The organism is Desulfarculaceae bacterium (genome assembly GCA_020444545.1).
In the GTDB taxonomy this organism is placed as follows: domain Bacteria; phylum Desulfobacterota; class Desulfarculia; order Desulfarculales; family Desulfarculaceae; genus Desulfoferula.
In genome coordinates this window covers 218,273-236,166 of record JAHLKT010000004.1, presented here as the reverse complement: position 1 = coordinate 236,166, position 17,894 = coordinate 218,273, and the positions used below count along the sequence as shown (strand labels likewise).

Sequence of the window (17,894 nt, the reverse complement as noted above, 5' to 3'; positions counted from 1 at the left end):
TTATCGGTTCGCCGCCTAGTCGGCGAAGTGCTCGTCTTGCACCTGAACGGTGAGGCCGTCGTCCTCGCTCAGGCGCTGGGCCAGGCCGTGGGCCTTGGGCAGCTCGTAGGCGAAGAAGTAGCGCATGGTGTTGAGCTTGCCTTGGTAGAAGTCCTGCTCCGCCTGGCTGGGCGAGCCATCCAGGGCCAGGGCCGCCACCCGGCCCTGCTTGAGCCACTGCCAGGCGATGGCCACCAGGCCGAACAGCTCCAGATACAGCGTGGCGTCGCTGAGGAAGTTCTCGACATCGCCTTTGGCGGCCAGAGCGGTCTTGGCCTCGGTGGCCTGGCGCAACAGGCCCATGGCCACGGTGAGGCGCTGGGCGTGGGGGGCCAGGTCCGCGATGTCCTCGGCGGCGGCGATGTCCCCGGCCACCTCTTGGGCGAACAGCTTGTAGGCGCGGCCGTGGTGCATCATTACCTTGCGGCCCAACAGGTCCATGCCCTGGATGCCGGTGGTGCCCTCGTGGATGGGGTGGATGCGCATGTCACGGTAGAGCTGTTCCAGGGGGAACTCGTCGGTGTAGCCGTAGCCGCCCAGGATTTGCACTCCCGCGCTGGTGGACAAGACGCCCATCTCAGAGGGGTAGCTCTTCACCACCGGAGTGATGAGGTCCAGCAGAAGGAAGGCGTCGTCGCGGCCTTCCTCCGGGCCGTGGGCCGCCAGGTCGGCGTACCAGGCCGCTTGCAGGATCAGCGACAGGGAACCGTCCACCACGGCCCGCTGCATCAGGAGCATGCGCTTGATATCCGCGTGGCGGATCAGGGGCACCTGAGGCTGGCTGGGGTCCTTGGCGCCCATGGGGCGGCCTTGCAGGCGCTCGCGGGCGTATTGCAACGAGGCGTAATAGGCGGCCGAGGCCACGGCCGCGGCTTGTTTGCCCACCCCGATGCGGGCCTCGTTCATCATCTGGAACATGTAGGCCAGGCCCTGGTTGGGCTCGCCCACCAGCCAGCCCCGGCAGTCGTTATTCTCGCCCATGGAGAGCTGCACGATGGGGCAGCCGCGATAGCCCAGCTTGTGGAACAGGCCGGCGGTGGCCAGGTCGTTGGAGACCAGCTCGTTGCCATCGGGCCGGAGCTTGGGCACCACGAACAGGGAGATGCCCTTGACCCCGGGGGGCGCGCCCTTGATGCGCCCCAGCATGAGGTGCACCACGTTGTCCGCGCCGTCGTGGTCGCCGGCGGAGATGAATATCTTCTGGCCGCTGATGAGGTAATGGCCGTCTTCCGTGGGCTGGGCGCTCACCGCCACGTCGGACAGGGAGCTGCCCGCCTGGGGCTCGGTGAGGGCCATGGTGCCTTGCCAGCGGCCCGCCAGCATGGGCGCTACGTAGGTTTCCTGAAGCTCCTCGGTGCCGTAGGAGAGGATGAGGTGGGCCGCGCCGGTGGTGAGGCCCAGGTAGGCGGCGGCCGGGAAGTTGGCCGCGTTGAACATGTACAAGCAGGCGGTGTTGATCATGGTGGGGAGCTGGAGCCCGCCGTGCTCGTAGCCGAAAGGCGCGCCCACCCAGCCGCCGTCGCCGGCCTGTAAGAGGAACTGGCGCACCAGGGGCTGCACCAGCACGCGGCCGTTCTCCAGGCGGGGCGGGTTCTGGTCCAGTTCCCTGAGGGCCGGGAAGAGCAGGTCGCTGGACAGGCGCAGGGCGGTGTCCAGCATCATGTCGAAGCTCTCCTGGTCGTACTCCGCGAAGCGGGGCCAGTCCGCCAAGCGGCCGGCCTCCATGACCTCGTATAGCAAGAAGCGCAGGTTGCGCAGGCTGACGAATCTATCGGCCATCGGGCGCTCCCCTTACATCTGGTAGAAGGTCTGGTTCTCGGCGGCCATGGTCTTGATGAGCTGGGCCGGGGCGAAGCGCTCGCCATAGGCGGCTTCCAGCTCGGTGAGCTTGGCCAAGACGTTGGCCAAGCCCCACTTGTCAGCGTAGCGCAGGATGCCCCCGCGATAGGGTGGGAAGCCGGTGCCGTAGATCATGGCCAGGTCCATGTCCGCCGGGCGATCGCAGATGCCTTCCTCGATCATCAGGGCGGCCTCGTTGATCCCCAGGGCCAGCATGGCGTCAATGATCTCCTGAGCGCTCATCTCCTTGGGCGTTACGTTGTGCTCGGCCAGGTAGGCGGCCACCACCTCGGCCAGGCGCTGGTTGGGCTTGGGCTCGGGGCCGCTGTAATCGAAGTAGCCCCGCCCGGTCTTGCGGCCGTAGTCGCCGAGCTGGTAGATCGCCTCGGTGAGCGGATGCACGTTGTAGCGCGAGCCCAGGCGCTTGGCGAAGGTCTGGTTCACGTGATAGTTGATGTCGATGCCCGTGAGGTCGGCCAGGGTGGCCGGGCCCATAGGCATTCCAAAGGAGCGCATGGCCTTCTCGATGGCCATGGAGTCCACGCCATCGGCAATGAGGAACACCGAGCCGCCCATGAGCCCGCCCAGCTGGCGCGACACGTAGAAGCCCGGTCCGTCGTTGACCACCACGGGAACTTTCTTGATGGCCCGGCCAAAGGCCACGCTGGTGGCCAGGGTCTGGTCCGAGGTCTGCTCCGCGCAGATGATCTCCAACAGGGGCATGCGCTCGGCCGGGTTGAAGAAGTGCAGGCCGATCATGCGGCCGGGGTCGGCCAGCACGGTGGCCATATCGGTGATGGGCAGGGCCGAGGTGTTGGTGCCGAAGACCACGTCCGGCCGGCAGATGCCCTCCAGCTTCTTCCAGATGTCCTGCTTGACATCCATGTTCTCCACCACCGCTTCGATGATCAGGTCGCAATCGGCCATGGCCTCCAGGCCGGTGGCCTGGGTCAGCTTGCTGTTGATGAGGATGTCGAGCTGCTCGGGCTTGAGCTTCTTGGTCTTGATCTTGTAGGCGAAGGTCTTCTTGATCGCGGCCACGGCCTTGTCCAGGGCCTCCTGGTTGATCTCCCAGAGCACCGCCTCGAAGCCGTAGGAGAGAAGCAGGTGCACGATGCTGGAGCCCATGACCCCGCCGCCCAACATGCCCACCTTCTTGATGGGCGCCGGCTTGATGCCCTTGATGCGGGGCAAACGGCCGGCGGCGCGCTCATTCAGGAAAATGCCGATGAGGTTCTTGGCCACGTCCGAGACCAGGCAGTCGCCGAAGAGCTGGGCCTCCAGGGCGATGTCCGCCTCGAAGTCCATGGACAGGCCCTTTTCCATGGCCTCGATGATCTTGAAGGGCGCGATGTAGCCCTTGGCCTTCTTGGCGGTCTCCATCTTCACGTAATTGATCAAATGCTCTTTTTCGCTGGCGCTGGGCAGGCGGTCGAAGCGGCGGCTGGCCATGCGGGTGCGGATGTCCAGCTCGCGCGACAGGAACTTATGCGCCGCCGCCTTGGCCGTGTCCAGGAGCTGGTCTGCGGGAACCACCTCGTCGATGAATCCCAGGGACCAGCCCTTGTCGGCCTTGATGAACTTGCCGGTGGTGATCAGGTCCAGGGCGTCGGGCAGGCCGGTGAGCCGGGGCATGCGCTGGGTGCCCGCGCTGCCGGGCAGCAGGCCCAGCTTCACCTCGGGCAGGCCCACGCTCACACCCTTGACCGCCACGCGGTAGTTGCAGGCCAGGGCCAGCTCCATGCCCCCGCCCAGGCAGTTGCCGTTGATGGCCGCGATGACCGGGGTGGGGTCTTGCTCCAGGGCGTTGAACCAGCGGTGCACCTCCATGAGCTTTTCCACGAAGGCGTCGCGGTCGGTCACGGTGAGAAGCTGGGTCACATCGGCCCCGGCCATGAAGTTCTTGCCCGTGCCGGTGATGATCAGGGCCTTTACCTCTGGATCGGCCAGGGCGGCCAGGGAGGCCTCTTTCAGCTCCAGGATGAAGTGCTCCGACATCTGGTTGACCGGCGGGTTGTCCATGTAAAGGACGGCCACGCCGCCATCCAGCTCCATCTTCACCGTCTTGTAGTCCGTGTTCATCTACCTCTCCCTAGGCTGAGAAAAAAAGCCTGCCCGGCATAGCGCCAAGGATTTATTGGCAATTTGGCCCTTGCGGCATAACGTTTTGCGTTACTCGATGTTAATTATTCAAAGGTGGGAATATACAAGCAAAATAAAGCCTAGATTGCAACATAAAAAATACCTGGAAAGGGCGAGAATTCCCGGGGGCCGGGCGCGCCGGCACAAAGAACCGCCCTCCGCCGCCGGGCGGCGCCTGGAGCGGGGCGATGCTTTCTAGGAGGCTGTCGGAGCCGGGAGGGCCCGGGATGGGATTAGGCTTCGCGCCCCAGATCCTGGAGATATTGCCGGGCGTACTTGCGGTAGAGGTGATAGAAGAGCACGCCCATGATCTCGTGGCCCCGTTTGGCCAGCTCCCGGCGTTCGGCCGGTTTCAGGTCCACCGTGGCCCGCTGGAAGTCGTCGATCAGGTCCTTGGCGATGTCCTTGAACGAGGTGGCCAGCATGGGCAGAGTCACCTCTGGCTTGAAGTTGTTGCCCCGGTGGATGCCGATCTTGGCCATGTTGAACATCACCTTACCTATGATGACGTCGTCCTGGGAATAGACGTTTTGCCCGTCCTCTTCCTTGGGGCTGATCAGTCCCCACTCCTGGAGCTGGGGCAGCCAGCGGGCGGCCAGGCCGGTGGCCTCCAGAAAGGCCTCGTCGCCCACCGCGCCGGTGCCCAGGTAGTGCTCCATGGGACGGAAGTAGTCCATGCGCAGCTTGAGCATGGCCTGCTTGTTGGCGCTGCGGTTTTCCCAAAGGATCTTCTTGATGGTGGGCAGGGGGAAGAAAAAGTCGTTCTGCAGCTCTTTGATCAGGTGGATGCGGTCCACGTAGCTGTCGTCGTAGTCGGCCGAGTTGCTGCCCAGCTTGCGCGGCTTGGGCAACAGGCCCGCGCGAATGTAGTAATGGATGGTCTGCTTGGGCACCCCGGTGCGCTTGGCAAGGTCGCTTATCTTCATGGGATTAAATTGCCTGCTTCCCCCCGGGCCCCAGGACAAATGGGGCGTCTCGGAGCAGTGGGTTGATGAACGCGCCTCACATATACACCAAACATATTCAAACCCCAACAAAAGCCCCTGCTTGGCGACCGTTGCGACGCTGGCGGGGCCGGAGAATAAGCCAAACCTCCCAGTCGCTTATCCCTTTATAGCAACATTAATAATGCTTGCCAAGAAGTTTGTGATTGACAACATATGGCCACATTTATATTGTGTAAATTACCAATAACGCATATCTGAGCTAAACGTTGAGTGTAGATATACAGTATACGGTCGATGGCCTGGCCGCCCCCTACCAGCCCCCCCTGCTGGCGCCGGCGGCCGTCCTGCCCCGGGCCATTGACTGTTTCCTTGGCGCCCCGGCCCTCCTTGACAGGGCAGGGGGGCATCTGAGCATAATTTCTCCGGCGGAACCCGCTCATCCTGCATCCCCACTCCCCGCCGAAATCCCGCGCCCGGCCACCTCGGCCAGCCACTTCATGGAAAAATCCGGCGCGCGCTTCGCATCTGGAATCCGCACCCAAGGCCCCGCCCCAGGGCGGCGGCCTGTCTCGGGCCCCACATCCGCATATCGCCGCCCCCGCGCCTCGGCGCCCGGGCCGCGCCTTGGCGGGGAAGTGCCCGGGCAAACCTGGTGGACGATCCCATGGGGGCCGGCCGCCGGCTAGAGGCGGCAGCTCCCGTTATTCGGCGGCGGCCGCCCACGCCGGGCCGCCCCCTGAGACAGGATTTCCGGCCACGTATGCCGCCGGGGAGGGAAAGCACCCGCCCGGCGGGGTGGCCCACCAGACACAAGGGGAGGGAACGTCGTGAAAACTATGAAGTGGTTCGGTTTGGTCTTGACCGCCATGCTGCTGGCCTTGGCTTTATGCCTGCCCGCCGGAGCAGCGGCCCCCATCAAGATCGCGGTGTTGGGGCCCATGTCCTTCACCCAGGGCGAGGGGCACTGGAACGGGGCCACCATGGCGGCCGAGGAGATCAACAAGGCCGGCGGGATCAAGGTGGGCAATCAGATGCGGCCCATCGAGCTGATCAAGGTGGACACCAACGAGTTCCTGAGCATCCCCGACGCCACCAACGCGGTGGAGTTGGCCGTGAGCCGCCACAAGGCGGACTTCTTGGTGGGCGGCTTCCGCACCGAGGCGGTGCTGGTGATGCAGGACATCGCCATGGACGCCAAGAAGGTCTTCATCGGCTGCGGCGCGGCTCACCCCGCGCTGTGCACCAAGGTGACCAAGGATTACGACCGCTACAAGTATTGGTTCCGCCTCACCCCCATCAACTCCAAGTACCTGGGCAAGGTCGACTTCATTCTGCTGGGCACCGTGGCCCACATCATGAAGAAGACCCTGGGCATCAAGAAGATCAAGGTGGCGGTGGTGGCCGAAAAGGCCGCCTGGGCCGACCCCATCGTGAACATCTCCAAGAAGCTTCTGCCCGCCAAGATGGGCATGGAGGTGGTGGGCGTATGGCGTCCCTCGCCGGTGGCCAAGGACTGCACCGCCGAGCTGGCCGCCATTCAGCGGGCCGGGGCCCACATCGTGTTCACCACCTTCTCTTCTTCGGTGGGCCTCACCTTCGCCAAGCAGATGGGCGAGCTGAAGGTGCCCGCTGCGGCGGTGGGTATCAACGTGGAGTCGCAGAAGAGCGGCTTCTGGCCGGCCACCGGCGGCAAGGGTGCGTACACCGAGACCATCAACACCTACGCCCGGGTGGAGATCACCCCCAAGACCATCCCCTTCTACGACAAGTACGTGAAGCTCTACAAGGAAGCCCCCAACTACACCGCGGGCACCTATGACGCCCTGTACATCATCAAGAACGCGGTGGAGCGGGTCGGCACCATCGATTCGGACAAGGTGGTGGCTTCCCTGGAGAAGACCGACTACGTCGACACCGCCGGCCGCGTGGTCTTCGACAAGTCCCACGACGTGACCTGGGGCCCGGGCTACGTGACCGCCATCGGCACCCAGTGGCAGGACGGCAAGATCATGTGCGTGTGGCCCTATCACTGGCAGAAGGTGTTCTACAAGGGCACCGTGCCCTACAAGCTGGCCCCCTGGGTCGTCGACTACTGGAAGAACAAGAAGTAAAACCCGCTCCCGCGCGTTCTCCCCGGGCCAATGGCGCCCGGGGAGGCCGCCGGGCCGGTCCCTGAAGTTTCCCAGGCGCGGGCGCCGACCGCCGCGCCGCTTCCAGCGGGGCTTGCCACCCAGGACCCGCGGGGTGGACGCATGTTACTGGACATCATCATCGACGGCCTGATCAAGGGCAGCGTATACGCCCTGTTGGCCATTGGCTTCTCCCTGGTGCTGGGCGTGGCGCGCATCATAAACATCGCCCACACCGCCCTGTACATGACCGCGGCCTACCTGATCTACATGGGCACCAAGATGCTGGGCCTGCCGCCTCTCATCGCCATGCCGGCGGCCATCGTGCTCACCGTGATCCTGGGCCTGCTTATCTACAACTTCTTCATCAAGCCCATCCAGGAGCACGAGGCGGCGGTGCTCATCGCCACCATCGCCGTGGCCATGATGATCCAGGAGGTCTTCCTGATGAGCTTCGGCGGCCACTACCTGGGGGTGAACCCCCTGGTGGAGGGCTACGCCACCATCCTGGGAGTCAAGGTGACCTACCAGCACCTGCTGGCCTTGGGCCTGGCCCTGGTCATCCTGGTGAGCGTGCGACTGTTTTTGCTGCGCACCCGTTTGGGCCTGGCCATCCGCTCCACGGCCCAGGACCGCGAGGTGGCCAACCTCATGGGCATGAACGTGACCCGGGTGGCCATGGGCACCATGGGCGTGTCCGTGGGCCTGGCGGCCATCACCGGGGCCATCGTGGTTCCCCTGGTCACAGTGGAGCCCACCATGTGGATGCACCCTCTCATCATGATGCTGGCCATCGTGGTGTTGGGCGGCCTGGGCAGCATCGAGGGCAGCTTCGTGGGGGCCTATATCCTGGGCTTCGCCGAGAGCCTGGTGGTGTTTCTCTTGCCCATGGGCTCGTTCCTCAAGGACTCGGTGGCCCTGTCCATCATGATCCTGGTGCTCCTGATCCGCCCGGACGGGCTCTTCGGGGTCTCTTTCGAGGAGGAGCGCTGACATGGGACTGGTAAGCGCCTACCTCCGCCGAGGCTGGACCATACTGCGCTCGGAAGTGCTGGTTCTGCCCAGCCGCCTGGCCGTGCTGCTGTTCATCCTGGCCCTGGCGGCCGTGCCCCTGTTCACGCAGGACTACTACATCCTGCGCGTCCTCATCCTAACCTCCATCTTCGCCATCTTCGCCGCGAGCTGGGATCTCTTGTCCGGCTTCACCGGCCAGATGAACTTCGGCCACGCCTTGTTCTTCGGGGTGGCGTCCTATGTCACCGCCCTGTTGAACCTGGACCTGGGCTTCCCGCCGTATCTGTCCATCCCCCTGGGAGCGGTGGGCGGGGTCTTGGCCGGGCTGGTGGTGGGCATTCCCTGCCTGCGCCTGCGCGGCTCGTATTTGGCCCTGACCACCCTGGCCTTTCCCATCATCCTCACCGGCCTGGTCTTCGCCATGCCCGACATAACCGGCGGCGAGCTGGGCCTGTCCGGGCTCTCGCGCCTGACCGGCTCGCGGGTGGGCGACTACTACCTGACCGCCGGGCTGGTGGTGGTGCTGGGCTTCGTGATGTGGAAGATCACCGACTCCAAGACCGGCATCATCCTGCACGCCATCCGCGAGGACGAGGTGGCGGTGCGCTCCTCGGGCATCAACACCACCCGCTACAAGCTGTTGGCCTTTTGCCTGAGCGGCTTCTTCGCGGGCATCGCCGGCGGGCTCTACGCCCATTTCATGCGCCTGGCCGGGCCCTCCACCCTGGAGGTGTCCCTGTCCTTCCAGGTGATCATCTGGTCGGTGTTCGGGGGCATGGTCACCATCTACGGCCCCATCGCCGGGGTGTTCATCCTGAACCCCTTGATGGAAGTGCTGCGCCTGGTGCTGAACAACTTCCCCAGCCTGCCCGAGATACGCATGTTCATTTTCGCGGCCCTGGTGCTGGTAACCCTCTTGTTCATGCCCGAGGGGCTCATCCCCTGGGTGCGCGACAAGCTGGAGTCCGAGTGCCCGCGCTGCAAGCTGCGCAACATCTTTTTCCGGCGGAGGTGCCGCGTGTGCGACACCTCCTTGGCGTGATGACCGGTCTTAACAAAGAATCCTGCAACCCGTGAGGTGAAAAACAATGGACCCGATGCAGGCTTACCTTTCCAAGCCATGGCTTAAGCATTATCCGGACACCGTCGCCCCGGAACTGGACCTACCCTCGGTCTCCATCCCCGAGCTGTTCGACGAGGTCTCCCAGAAGTACGGCAACAAGACCTCGGTGATTTTCTACGGCAAGAAGATCTCCTACAAGGAGCTTCGGGAGCTGGCCGACCGCTTTGCCAACGCCCTGGCCGGGCTGGGGGTGCAAAAGGGCGACCGGGTGGCCCTGTACCTGCTCAACTGTCCGCAGTACATCATTGCCTACATGGGCGCGCTCAAGGTGGGCGCTGTGGTCACTCCGGTGAGCCCGGTCTACACCAGCCAGGAGGTGCGCCACCAGCTCAGCGACAGCGGGGCCAAGACGGTGGTGTGCCAGGACATCCTCTATGACAACGTGGCCGCGACCGGTGTGGACTTGGACAACGTGATCATCACTGGCATCGACGAGTATCTGCCCAGGCTCAAGAAGATGTTCGCCAAGGGCGTGGTGGCCAAGGCCTACGGCGGCATGCACATACCCGACGCGGCCTTGATCGCCCAGGCGGGCTTGCTGAAAATGCAGGACCTGTTGAAGCAGAGCTCGCCCAACCCGCCGGCGGTGAGCATCGACCCGGCCACGGACCTGGCCGCCTTGCCCTACACCGGCGGCACCACGGGCCACCCCAAGGCGGCCATGCTCACCCACCAGAACATCGTGTCTTGCCAAGCCCAGGCCCTGGCCTTTTGGGAACACCAGTTCGTGGACGGGGACGAGACCATCATCGCCTTCCTGCCCTTGTTCCACATCTACGGGCAGGTGGTGATCATGCTCACCGGCCTGGTGCACGGCTTCACCCTGGTGCTGTTCACCACCCCGGACATGGACGAGATCCTGGCTGCGGTGGAGCGCTACAACGCCTCGGGCTTCTACGGGGTGCCCACCCTCTACGAGTACTTGAAGGAGTACGACAAGACCGCGCGGGTGAACTGGAAGAAGCTCAAGATCATCGTGTGCGGGGCCGACACTCTGCACGAGACCACGGTGGACGACTGGGAGCGGCGCACCGGCAGCCGCATCGTGGAGGGCTACGGCATGACCGAGACCGCCGCCGTGAGCCACACCAACCCCCTGCACCGGACCAAGAAGGGCTCCTTCGGCCTGCCGGTTCCCAACGTGACCGCGGCCATCGTGGAGGTGGACGGCGACCAGGCGGTGCCTCTGGGCGAGGTGGGCGAGATGGTGCTCAGCGGGCCCAACATCATGCAGGGCTATTGGCAGCGCGACCAGGATAACGCCGAGACCATGCTGGACATGGCGGGGATGCGCTGGATGCGCACCGGCGATTTGGTGAGCATGGACGAGGAGGGCTACTTCCATTTCTTCGACCGCAAGCGCGACCTTATCAAGCACAAGGGCTACTCGGTATTCGCCAAGCACGTGGAGGAGGTGCTCTACAACCACCCGCAGGTCAAGGCGGCCGGCGTGGTGGGGGTTCCCGATCCCAAGGTGGGGCAGCTGATCAAGGCCTACGTGGTCTTGCAGGCCGAGGCTCGGGGCAAGCTGTCCGAGGAGGAGCTCATCGCCTACTGCAAGGACGAGCTGGCCCACTACAAGGTGCCCCAGATCATCGAGTTCCGCGGCGAGCTGCCCAAGACCGACGTGGGCAAGGTGAGCCGCCGCGAACTGCGCGAGGAGGGCGAGGAGGCAGTGGCATGATCCCTCCCTTCCTGGAAGTGAAGGGGCTGCGCAAGGACTTCGGCGGCCTCACCGCCACCAACGACGTGAGCTTCGACCTGGGCCGCGAGGAGATAGTGGGGCTGATCGGCCCCAACGGCGCGGGCAAGACCACCCTGGTGCGCCTGATCAACGGCATCCTCAAGCCGGACCAGGGCACGGTCAGGTTCAAGGGCAAGAACATCACCGGGTCCAAGGCCTACGACATCGTGAACCTGGGCATCGCCAGCACCTTCCAGAACATGCGCCCCTTCCGGCGGCTGCCCATCATCGCCAACGTGATGGTCTCTTGCCTGAGCCCCCGGGCCATGAAGCGCGGCGAGTGGGTGAAAAAGGTGGAGGCCAAGGCCATGGACGCCCTGGAGTTCGCGGGCATCTCGGACATGGCCCTGGAAAAGGCCTCCACCCTGAGCCAGGGCGACTTGAAGCGCCTGGAGGTGGCCCGGGCCGTGGCCACGGACCCGGAGCTGCTCATCCTGGACGAGCCCTTCGGCGGTCTTAGCCCGGCCGAGACCGAGCTGATGGCCAAGTCGGTGGCGCGCCTGCACAAGGGCGGGCGCTTCGGGCGACTGCACAGCGAGGGCCCGGCCATGATCATCATCGAGCACAAGCTGCAACAGCTCATGAAGATCGTGGACCGCATCATCGTGTTGAACTTCGGCACCATCATCGCCGACGGCACGCCGGAACAGATCGTGAAGATACCCGAGGTGGTCGAAGCCTATCTGGGAGAGGGAGGCGTCTAAGTGCTGCTGGAGGTATCCAACCTGACGGTCTGCTACGACAGGGCCGTGTTGATCAACGATCTGAGCATGCACGTGGAGGCCGGCGAGCTGGTGAGCCTGGTGGGGCCCAACGGCGCGGGCAAGACCACCTTGCTGCGGGCGGTGACCGGTCTGGTGGCCTGGGAGAAGATGACCCAGCGGGGCACGGCCCACGGCGACATCACCTTCACCGGCGCCATCAACTTCGACAACCAGTCCATCCTAAAAACCCCAGCCCACCAGATCGTGAAGATGGGCCTGGTGCACTGCCCGGAGCGGCGGCGGCCCTTCCGGGAGATGAGCGTTTTGGAGAACCTGTTGGCCGGGGCCTATTTGCACCCGGACAAGGAGCAGGTGCACCAGGACCTGGAGCTGGTCTACGAGCTGTTCCCGGTCTTGGGCAAGCGCTCCAAGCAGGTCTCGGGCACTCTCTCCGGCGGAGAGCAGCAGATGCTGGCCGTGGGGCGCGCGTTGATGTCGCGGCCCAAGCTCCTGTGCATCGACGAGCCCTCCACCGGCCTGGCCCCCATGATGCGGGCCGAAGTGTTCAACAAGATCATGGCCATCCGCGAGATGGGCATCACCATCCTCTTGGTGGAGCAGGAGGTGGCCACGGTATTCAAGATGGCCGACCGCAACTACGTGCTCTCCTCGGGCAGGATCATCGCCCAGGGCAAGGGCGAGGAGCTCTTGGAGGACGAGGTAATCCGCAAGACCTACCTGGGGCTCTAGGCGCGGGGGGCGGCCGGGGAGAAGCTCCGGCCCGGGCGCGGGTCCCTTTCAGACAACAGCACACATCAACCGAGCCGGGCTTGGGCCCGGCGCACACACCTAGGAGAAAAACATGGGCGTCAATTACTTCCACCGCGACAGCCGCGACAGCAAATTCGTGCTCACCGAGCACCTGGACCTGAACAAACTGCTGAGCTACCCGGCCTATGCCGACTTCACCGCCGAGGACGTGGAGATGATGGTGGAGGAGGGGCTCAAGGTGGGCCGCGAGGTGCTGGCCCCGGGCCTGCAAGACGGCGACCGCATCGGCTGCGTCTGGGACGACGGGGTGGTTACCACGCCGGATTCCTGGAAGCAGACCTGGCGGGTGCTGGGAGAGAACGGTTGGATCGGGGCCACCTCCAACCCCGAGTTCGGCGGCCAGGGCCTGCCCCAAATGGTGGGCGGGATCATCCGCGAGCTGCACAACTCGGCCAACATGGCCTTCATGACCTTCGCCGGGCTGGCGGTGGGCGCGGGGCACCTCATCGAAAACTTCGGCAGCGACCAGGACCGCGAGCTGTTCGTGGAAAAGATGTACGGCGGGGTGTGGGGGGGCACCATGTGCCTGACCGAGAACGACGCGGGCTCGGACGTGGGCGCCTCGCGCACCAAGGCCGTGCCCCTGGCCGACGACCCCAGCGGCCGCTTGTTCAAGATCGAGGGCACCAAGCGCTTCATCACCTGCGGCGAGCACGACCTGACCGAGAACATCATCCACCTGGTGCTGGCCCGCATCGAGGGCGCGCCCGAGGGCACCAGGGGCTTGAGCCTGTTTATCGTGCCCAAGATATGGGTGGAGCCCGACGGCTCCTTGGGCGAGCCCAACGACGTGTTCTGCTCGGGCATCGAGCACAAGATGGGCATCCACGGCTCGCCCACCTGCTCCCTGAGCTTCGGGGAGAACGGCGGCTGCCGGGGCATCCTCCTGGGCGAGGCAAACAGCGGCATGGCCAAGATGTTCCAGATGATGAACGAGGCCCGCATCGGCTGCGGCACCCAGGCCTGCGGGGTGACCGCCAGCGCCTACGACATGGCCCTGGTCTACGCCAAGGAGCGGGTGCAGGGCGCGCCCCTGGCCGACCGCCACGGCGCGGCGGTGACCATCGTGCACCACGAGGACGTGCGCCGCATGCTGCTGAAGCTCAAGTCCGGCTCCGAGGCCATGCGCGCTTTCGTGGCCTATCTGCTTTTCCACGCCGACGTGGCCAAGCACGACCCGGACCCCGAGGCGCGGGAGCGCTCCTCCCACCGCATGGAGATGCTCACTCCCTTGGTGAAGGCCTACAACACCGACCTGGGCTACAACCTGACCCGCGACGCCATCCAGGTGTTGGGCGGGGCGGGCTATTGCAGCGACTTCCCGGTGGAGCAGTACGCCCGTGACGTGAAGATCCTCTCCATTTGGGAGGGCACCAACTACATCCAGGCTCTGGACCTGGTGGGCCGCAAGCTGGGCATTGCCAAGGGCGCGGCCTTCAAGGAGTGGATCCTGGAGGTGGTAGGCTTTGCCCAGGCCCACGCCGATGACCCGGAGTTCGGCCAGGACTGCAAGCTGTTGGAAAAGGCGGCGGGCATGGTGGGCGACACCGGCCGCCGCTTCGGGGAGTTCTTCAAAGAGGGGCGGGTGTCCCTGGTGCCGCTCTACGCCACCCGCTTCCTGGACAGCTTTGCCGAAACGGTCCTGGCCAACCTGCTCTTGGAGCAGGGGCTCATCGCCCGCGACAAGCTGGCCGCCGGAGGCCTGAGCGATTCGGAGTGCTATTTCTATCAGGGAAAGGTGGCCTCGGCCCAGTTCTTCTGCCGCAACATGCTCACCGAGGTGTTCGGCCGCTACGTGGCCTTGCAGCAAGAGGACCTGAGCGCGGTGGAGCTGCCCGAGGAGGCGTTCTAGGGCGCGGGGGGCCTAGGCCCGGCAGGCGCGCAGGAAGCGGTAGCCGTCGGCCTGGCCTAGGTCCACGGCCCGCTGCACCGCCTCGGGGTCGGCGCTCTCCCACTTGGAGATGGGCAGCGGCGCCGAGGGCTGCACGTAGGTGAGGCCGTGGTGGCCCTTGAGCTGCTCGGGCGGGTAGCGCCGGGTGAGCAGGACCAGGGCGGGGCGCTCGGCCGGGGAGAGCAGGGCCACCGGCGCGTTGTCGATGAGCCCACCGTCCAGCACCGCGCGGCCCTGCCAGAAAGCCTGCTCCATGATGGGCGGCACGCAGGAGGAGGCCAGCACCAGGTCGGCCACCTCCTCGCTGCTGGCGCAGCGGTTGGCCAGGCCCACCACCGGCGAGAAGCCCAGGGCCTGGGCCCAGGTGGGGTGCAGCGGCTTCTTGATGGCCTTCTCCAGGGTGTAGGCCAAAAAGCCCGCCAGGATGCCCAGGCTGCCCGGAGCCCAGGGCGGAGGCGCGGCCATGAGCACCCGCAACTCGGGCCCGGAGCGCAGGCGCTCCATGGGTTCACCCCTGAGCAGTTCTTCAAAGGATGCGCGGTAAAAAGCCACCCTGGCGCGGTCCGGTTTGAGGCTATATGGGCTGCGCTGGTAGCCGCTGGCGCGGCGGGCGGCGTGGCCTTCCAGGCTGTAGGCCAGGGCCTCGGCCGAGGTGCCGCCCAGGGCGTGGCAAGCGGTGCTGGCTCCGGCGCTCACCGCGGTGGCCACCTCGGGCGGCTTGGGCAGGGCGGGGCCCACCGCCTCCCAGAAGCCGGCCTGCCAAAAGCAGCGCGCCCCGCCGCCGGCAAAAACCACTGCTTTGTATTCGGGAAGCTTGGACAAGGTAGTTGCGTTCTCTGGTTGACTAAGCACGCCGTGCGGTCGGCCGGGCGTGGGACATACTTCATGCCCACCCACATAGAAGCATGACCCAAGCGGCTCGATTGGGCAAGTCCCGGCGGGCCTAAAATCGCGGCGTCGCGCTGGGTGACACATTGGGCCAAACAAAAGCCCCTCCCAGCCGCGCGGCCGGGAGGGGCGCTCCGCTCGGGGCGGTCTACTTTTTCTTTTTCTCCTGCTCGGCCAGGATGCGCTGGGTCTGCTCGATCTCCTCGGCGCTGACCCCGGCGCGCAGGGTTTCCATGCCCTGCATCACATCGCGGAAGCGCACGCCTTCGGCCGCGCTGATCCACTCCAGTTGCAGCCGCTCGGGCCGGATGCCCAGCTTTTCCATCTTGCGGTGCATCCGCTTGATGCGCTTGTCGGTCCAGTGGTTGGCGTCGATGTAGTGGCAGTCGCCGAAGTGGCAGCCGCTCACCAGCACCACCGCCGCGCCCTGGGAGAAGGCCCGCCAGATGAAGTCCTCGTCCACCCGGCCCGAGCACATGGTGCGGATCAGGCGGGTGTTGGCCGGGTATTGCAAACGCGAAACGCCCGCGAAGTCGGCCCCGGCATAGGAGCACCAGTTGCAGGCGAACACCGGGATGACGCCGGAGGGGTCGTTCTCCAGGATGGCGTCGATCTGGGCGTTGATCTGGTCGTCGGTGAAGTGGTGCATGTGGATGGCGTCCGAGGGGCACTCGGCCGCGCAGGTGCCGCAGCCGGCGCAGGCCGCCTCGGTGACCATTGCCGGCTTGCCGGACTTCTTGTCGAAGACGATGGCGTTGTAGGGGCAGACCTTGGCGCAGATGCCGCACTTGGTGCAGCCCTCGGGGCTCACCTCGGCGGTGATGGCCTCCACCAGCAGGCGGCCCGGGGTCATCAGGCGCATGGCCCGGGCGGCCGCGGCCGAAGCCTGAGTCACCGATTCCTTGATGTCCTTGGGCCCCTCGGCGCAGCCTGCGAAGAAGATGCCCCGCGTGGCCGAGTCCACTGGTTGCAGCTTGGGATGCGCCTCAAGGTAGAAGCCGTCCGAACATTTTTGCAGGGCCAGCATTTCTTGGACGATGTGCATCTCCTCGGGCGGATGCACGCCTGTGGCCAGCACCACCATTTCGGCCCGGTGCTCCTCCAGCTGGTTGGTGGCCGTGTTCTCCACGGTGAGGATCAGGTCGCCGGTGTCCGGGTCTTCTTGGATCTCGCCGGGCAGGCCCCGGATGAAGTGCACCCCCTCGCCGCGGGAGCGGCGGAACATGTCCTCGAAGCCTTTGCCAAAGGCGCGGATGTCGATGTAAAAGACCTTGAGCTCGATGTCCGGGTAGTGCTCCTTGAGTTGCAAGGTGCTCTTGATGGTGTTCATGCAGCAGATGTTGGAGCAATAGGGGTTGCCCCGCCGCTGGGAGCGCGAGCCCACGCACTGGATGAAGGCCACCGACTTGGGGCGCTCGCGGTCGGTGAGGCGCACCACCTCGCCCTGGGTGGGGCCGCCCGAGGAGATCAGGCGCTCCAGCTCCAAAGAGGTGAGCACGTTCTGGTGGCGGGTGTAGCCGTATTCGTCCAAGACGGTGGGGTCGTAGACCTCCATGCCCGTGGCCACGATGATGGTGCCCACCTCGACTTCGATCTCCTCGTCGTTCATGTCGAAGTCGATGCAGTTCTTCTGGCAGGCCTCGGCGCACTTGCCGCACTTGATGGGGTCGTGGCCCAGGCAGTTGGCCTGGTCCAACACATAGGCCGAGGGCACGGCCTGGGGAAAAGGCTGATAGATAGCGCGCCGCGAGGAAAGGCCCACGTTGAACTCGTCGGGCACCACCACCGGGCAAACCTCAACGCAGTCGCCGCAGGCGGTGCACTGGTCCTCGCGCACGAAGCGGGCCTTCTTGAGGATGCGGGCGGTGAAGTTGCCCACATAACCGCTAACCGACTCGACCTGGCTGCCCGTGAGCAGCGTTATGTTTGGATGCCGACCGGCATCCGCCATCTTAGGCCCGAGTATTCATATGGAGCAGTCCATGGTGGGATAGGTCTTGTCCAGCCGGGCCATCATGCCCCCGATGCTGGGCTCCTTCTCCACCAGGGTTACCTGATAGCCCGCGTCGGCCAGGTCCAAGGCGGACTGCACTCCTGCCACGCCGCCGCCGATGACCAAGGTGGACTTGGCCATGGGCACCTCGATCTCGTGGCGCACGGTGAGGCCCCGGGTGCGGGCCACGGCCGAGCGCACCAGGTCGCGGGCCTTGTCCGTGGCCGCGTCCGGCTCGGCGCCGTGCACCCAGGAGCACTGCTCCCTCAAGTTGGCCATCTCCAGGAGGTAGGGGTTGAGCCCCGCCCCGGAAAGGCACTGGCGGAAGGTGGTCTCGTGCAGGCGCGGTGAGCAGGAGGCCACCACCACCCGGTTGAGCCCCTGCTCGGCGATGTCCTGCTGGATGCGGTTCTGGCCCGGCTCGGAACAGCAGTAGCCGTCGTGCCGGGCCACCACCACCCCGTCCAGGCCGGCGGCGTAATCGGCCACCGCCTCGCAGTCCACCACCCCGGCGATGTTCAGTCCGCAGTGGCAGACATACACCCCCACCCGGGGCTCGACGTTTTGGTTTTGCTCGCTCATCTATATTCCCTTGCGGCTGGCCCCGGCC

At 65.3% G+C, this 17,894-nt stretch carries 13 protein-coding genes; 7 read left to right on the top strand and 6 right to left on the bottom strand.

Annotation, left to right across the window (positions count from 1 at the left end; genetic code table 11):
• Positions 1-15 precede the first annotated feature (15 nt).
• The 3 genes from KQH53_12970 to KQH53_12960 all read right to left on the bottom strand — a co-directional run bounded on the left by KQH53_12970 (position 16) and on the right by KQH53_12960 (position 4,946).
• The gene (locus tag KQH53_12970; protein MCB2227582.1) at positions 16-1,818 is read right to left on the bottom strand and encodes an acyl-CoA dehydrogenase; all 1,803 of its coding nucleotides are present in this window, start codon (positions 1,816-1,818) and stop codon (positions 16-18) included.
• 12 nt (positions 1,819-1,830) lie between these two features.
• On the bottom strand, positions 1,831-3,960 hold the full coding sequence (locus tag KQH53_12965; protein ID MCB2227581.1) for an enoyl-CoA hydratase/isomerase family protein: 2,130 nt from the start codon (positions 3,958-3,960) through the stop codon (positions 1,831-1,833).
• A 293-nt stretch (positions 3,961-4,253) separates the two neighbouring features.
• The gene (locus tag KQH53_12960; GenBank protein MCB2227580.1) at positions 4,254-4,946 is read right to left on the bottom strand and encodes a MerR family transcriptional regulator; all 693 of its coding nucleotides are present in this window, start codon (positions 4,944-4,946) and stop codon (positions 4,254-4,256) included.
• 848 nt (positions 4,947-5,794) lie between these two features.
• On the opposite strand from KQH53_12960, the gene KQH53_12955 reads away from it, so the two are divergent.
• The 7 genes from KQH53_12955 (at position 5,795) to KQH53_12925 (ending at position 14,364) form a co-directional block, all read left to right on the top strand.
• A complete protein-coding gene (locus KQH53_12955; protein ID MCB2227579.1) occupies positions 5,795-7,078 on the top strand; it encodes an ABC transporter substrate-binding protein in 1,284 nt (427 codons plus the stop codon).
• Positions 7,079-7,219: 141 nt separating this feature from the next.
• Positions 7,220-8,089, top strand: coding sequence for a branched-chain amino acid ABC transporter permease (locus KQH53_12950; GenBank protein ID MCB2227578.1), 870 nt, complete (start codon positions 7,220-7,222; stop codon positions 8,087-8,089).
• Position 8,090: 1 nt separating this feature from the next.
• Complete coding sequence (locus tag KQH53_12945; GenBank protein MCB2227577.1) at positions 8,091-9,152, top strand: hypothetical protein; 1,062 nt, start codon at positions 8,091-8,093, stop codon at positions 9,150-9,152.
• A gap of 46 nt (positions 9,153-9,198) precedes the next feature.
• Positions 9,199-10,917, top strand: coding sequence for an AMP-binding protein (locus KQH53_12940; GenBank protein MCB2227576.1), 1,719 nt, complete (start codon positions 9,199-9,201; stop codon positions 10,915-10,917).
• On the top strand, positions 10,914-11,681 hold the full coding sequence (locus KQH53_12935) for an ABC transporter ATP-binding protein (protein ID MCB2227575.1): 768 nt from the start codon (positions 10,914-10,916) through the stop codon (positions 11,679-11,681). Before KQH53_12940 ends, KQH53_12935 begins: the two co-directional genes overlap by 4 nt.
• Positions 11,682-12,431 carry an ABC transporter ATP-binding protein gene (locus KQH53_12930; protein ID MCB2227574.1) on the top strand — a complete coding sequence of 250 codons (750 nt, stop codon included), beginning with the start codon at positions 11,682-11,684 and terminating at the stop codon, positions 12,429-12,431.
• 112 nt (positions 12,432-12,543) lie between these two features.
• Positions 12,544-14,364: an acyl-CoA dehydrogenase gene (locus KQH53_12925; protein MCB2227573.1), complete on the top strand. Its 1,821-nt coding sequence runs from the start codon at positions 12,544-12,546 to the stop codon at positions 14,362-14,364.
• A 12-nt stretch (positions 14,365-14,376) separates the two neighbouring features.
• Here KQH53_12925 and KQH53_12920 read toward each other — a convergent pair whose 3' ends face one another.
• The 3 genes from KQH53_12920 to KQH53_12910 all read right to left on the bottom strand — a co-directional run bounded on the left by KQH53_12920 (position 14,377) and on the right by KQH53_12910 (position 17,866).
• Positions 14,377-15,225: a patatin-like phospholipase family protein gene (locus tag KQH53_12920; protein MCB2227572.1), complete on the bottom strand. Its 849-nt coding sequence runs from the start codon at positions 15,223-15,225 to the stop codon at positions 14,377-14,379.
• Between the two features lie 214 nt (positions 15,226-15,439).
• Positions 15,440-17,242 (bottom strand): hydrogenase iron-sulfur subunit, encoded by a 1,803-nt coding sequence (locus tag KQH53_12915; GenBank protein ID MCB2227571.1) that lies wholly within the window; start codon positions 17,240-17,242, stop codon positions 15,440-15,442.
• Positions 17,243-17,257: 15 nt separating this feature from the next.
• Entirely contained in the window at positions 17,258-17,866 is a 609-nt protein-coding gene (locus KQH53_12910; protein MCB2227570.1) for an FAD-dependent oxidoreductase, read from the bottom strand.
• Between the last annotated feature and the right edge of the window lie 28 nt (positions 17,867-17,894).

Coding starts and splice junctions, on each gene's coding strand:
- KQH53_12970 (MCB2227582.1), bottom strand. CDS start 1,818: ATGGCCGATAGATTCGTCAGCCTGCGCAACCTGCGCTTCTTGCTATAC.
- KQH53_12965 (MCB2227581.1), bottom strand. CDS start 3,960: ATGAACACGGACTACAAGACGGTGAAGATGGAGCTGGATGGCGGCGTG.
- KQH53_12960 (MCB2227580.1), bottom strand. CDS start 4,946: ATGAAGATAAGCGACCTTGCCAAGCGCACCGGGGTGCCCAAGCAGACC.
- KQH53_12950 (MCB2227578.1), top strand. CDS start 7,220: ATGTTACTGGACATCATCATCGACGGCCTGATCAAGGGCAGCGTATAC.
- KQH53_12945 (MCB2227577.1), top strand. CDS start 8,091: ATGGGACTGGTAAGCGCCTACCTCCGCCGAGGCTGGACCATACTGCGC.
- KQH53_12940 (MCB2227576.1), top strand. CDS start 9,199: ATGGACCCGATGCAGGCTTACCTTTCCAAGCCATGGCTTAAGCATTAT.
- KQH53_12935 (MCB2227575.1), top strand. CDS start 10,914: ATGATCCCTCCCTTCCTGGAAGTGAAGGGGCTGCGCAAGGACTTCGGC.
- KQH53_12925 (MCB2227573.1), top strand. CDS start 12,544: ATGGGCGTCAATTACTTCCACCGCGACAGCCGCGACAGCAAATTCGTG.
- KQH53_12915 (MCB2227571.1), bottom strand. CDS start 17,242: ATGGCGGATGCCGGTCGGCATCCAAACATAACGCTGCTCACGGGCAGC.
- KQH53_12910 (MCB2227570.1), bottom strand. CDS start 17,866: ATGAGCGAGCAAAACCAAAACGTCGAGCCCCGGGTGGGGGTGTATGTC.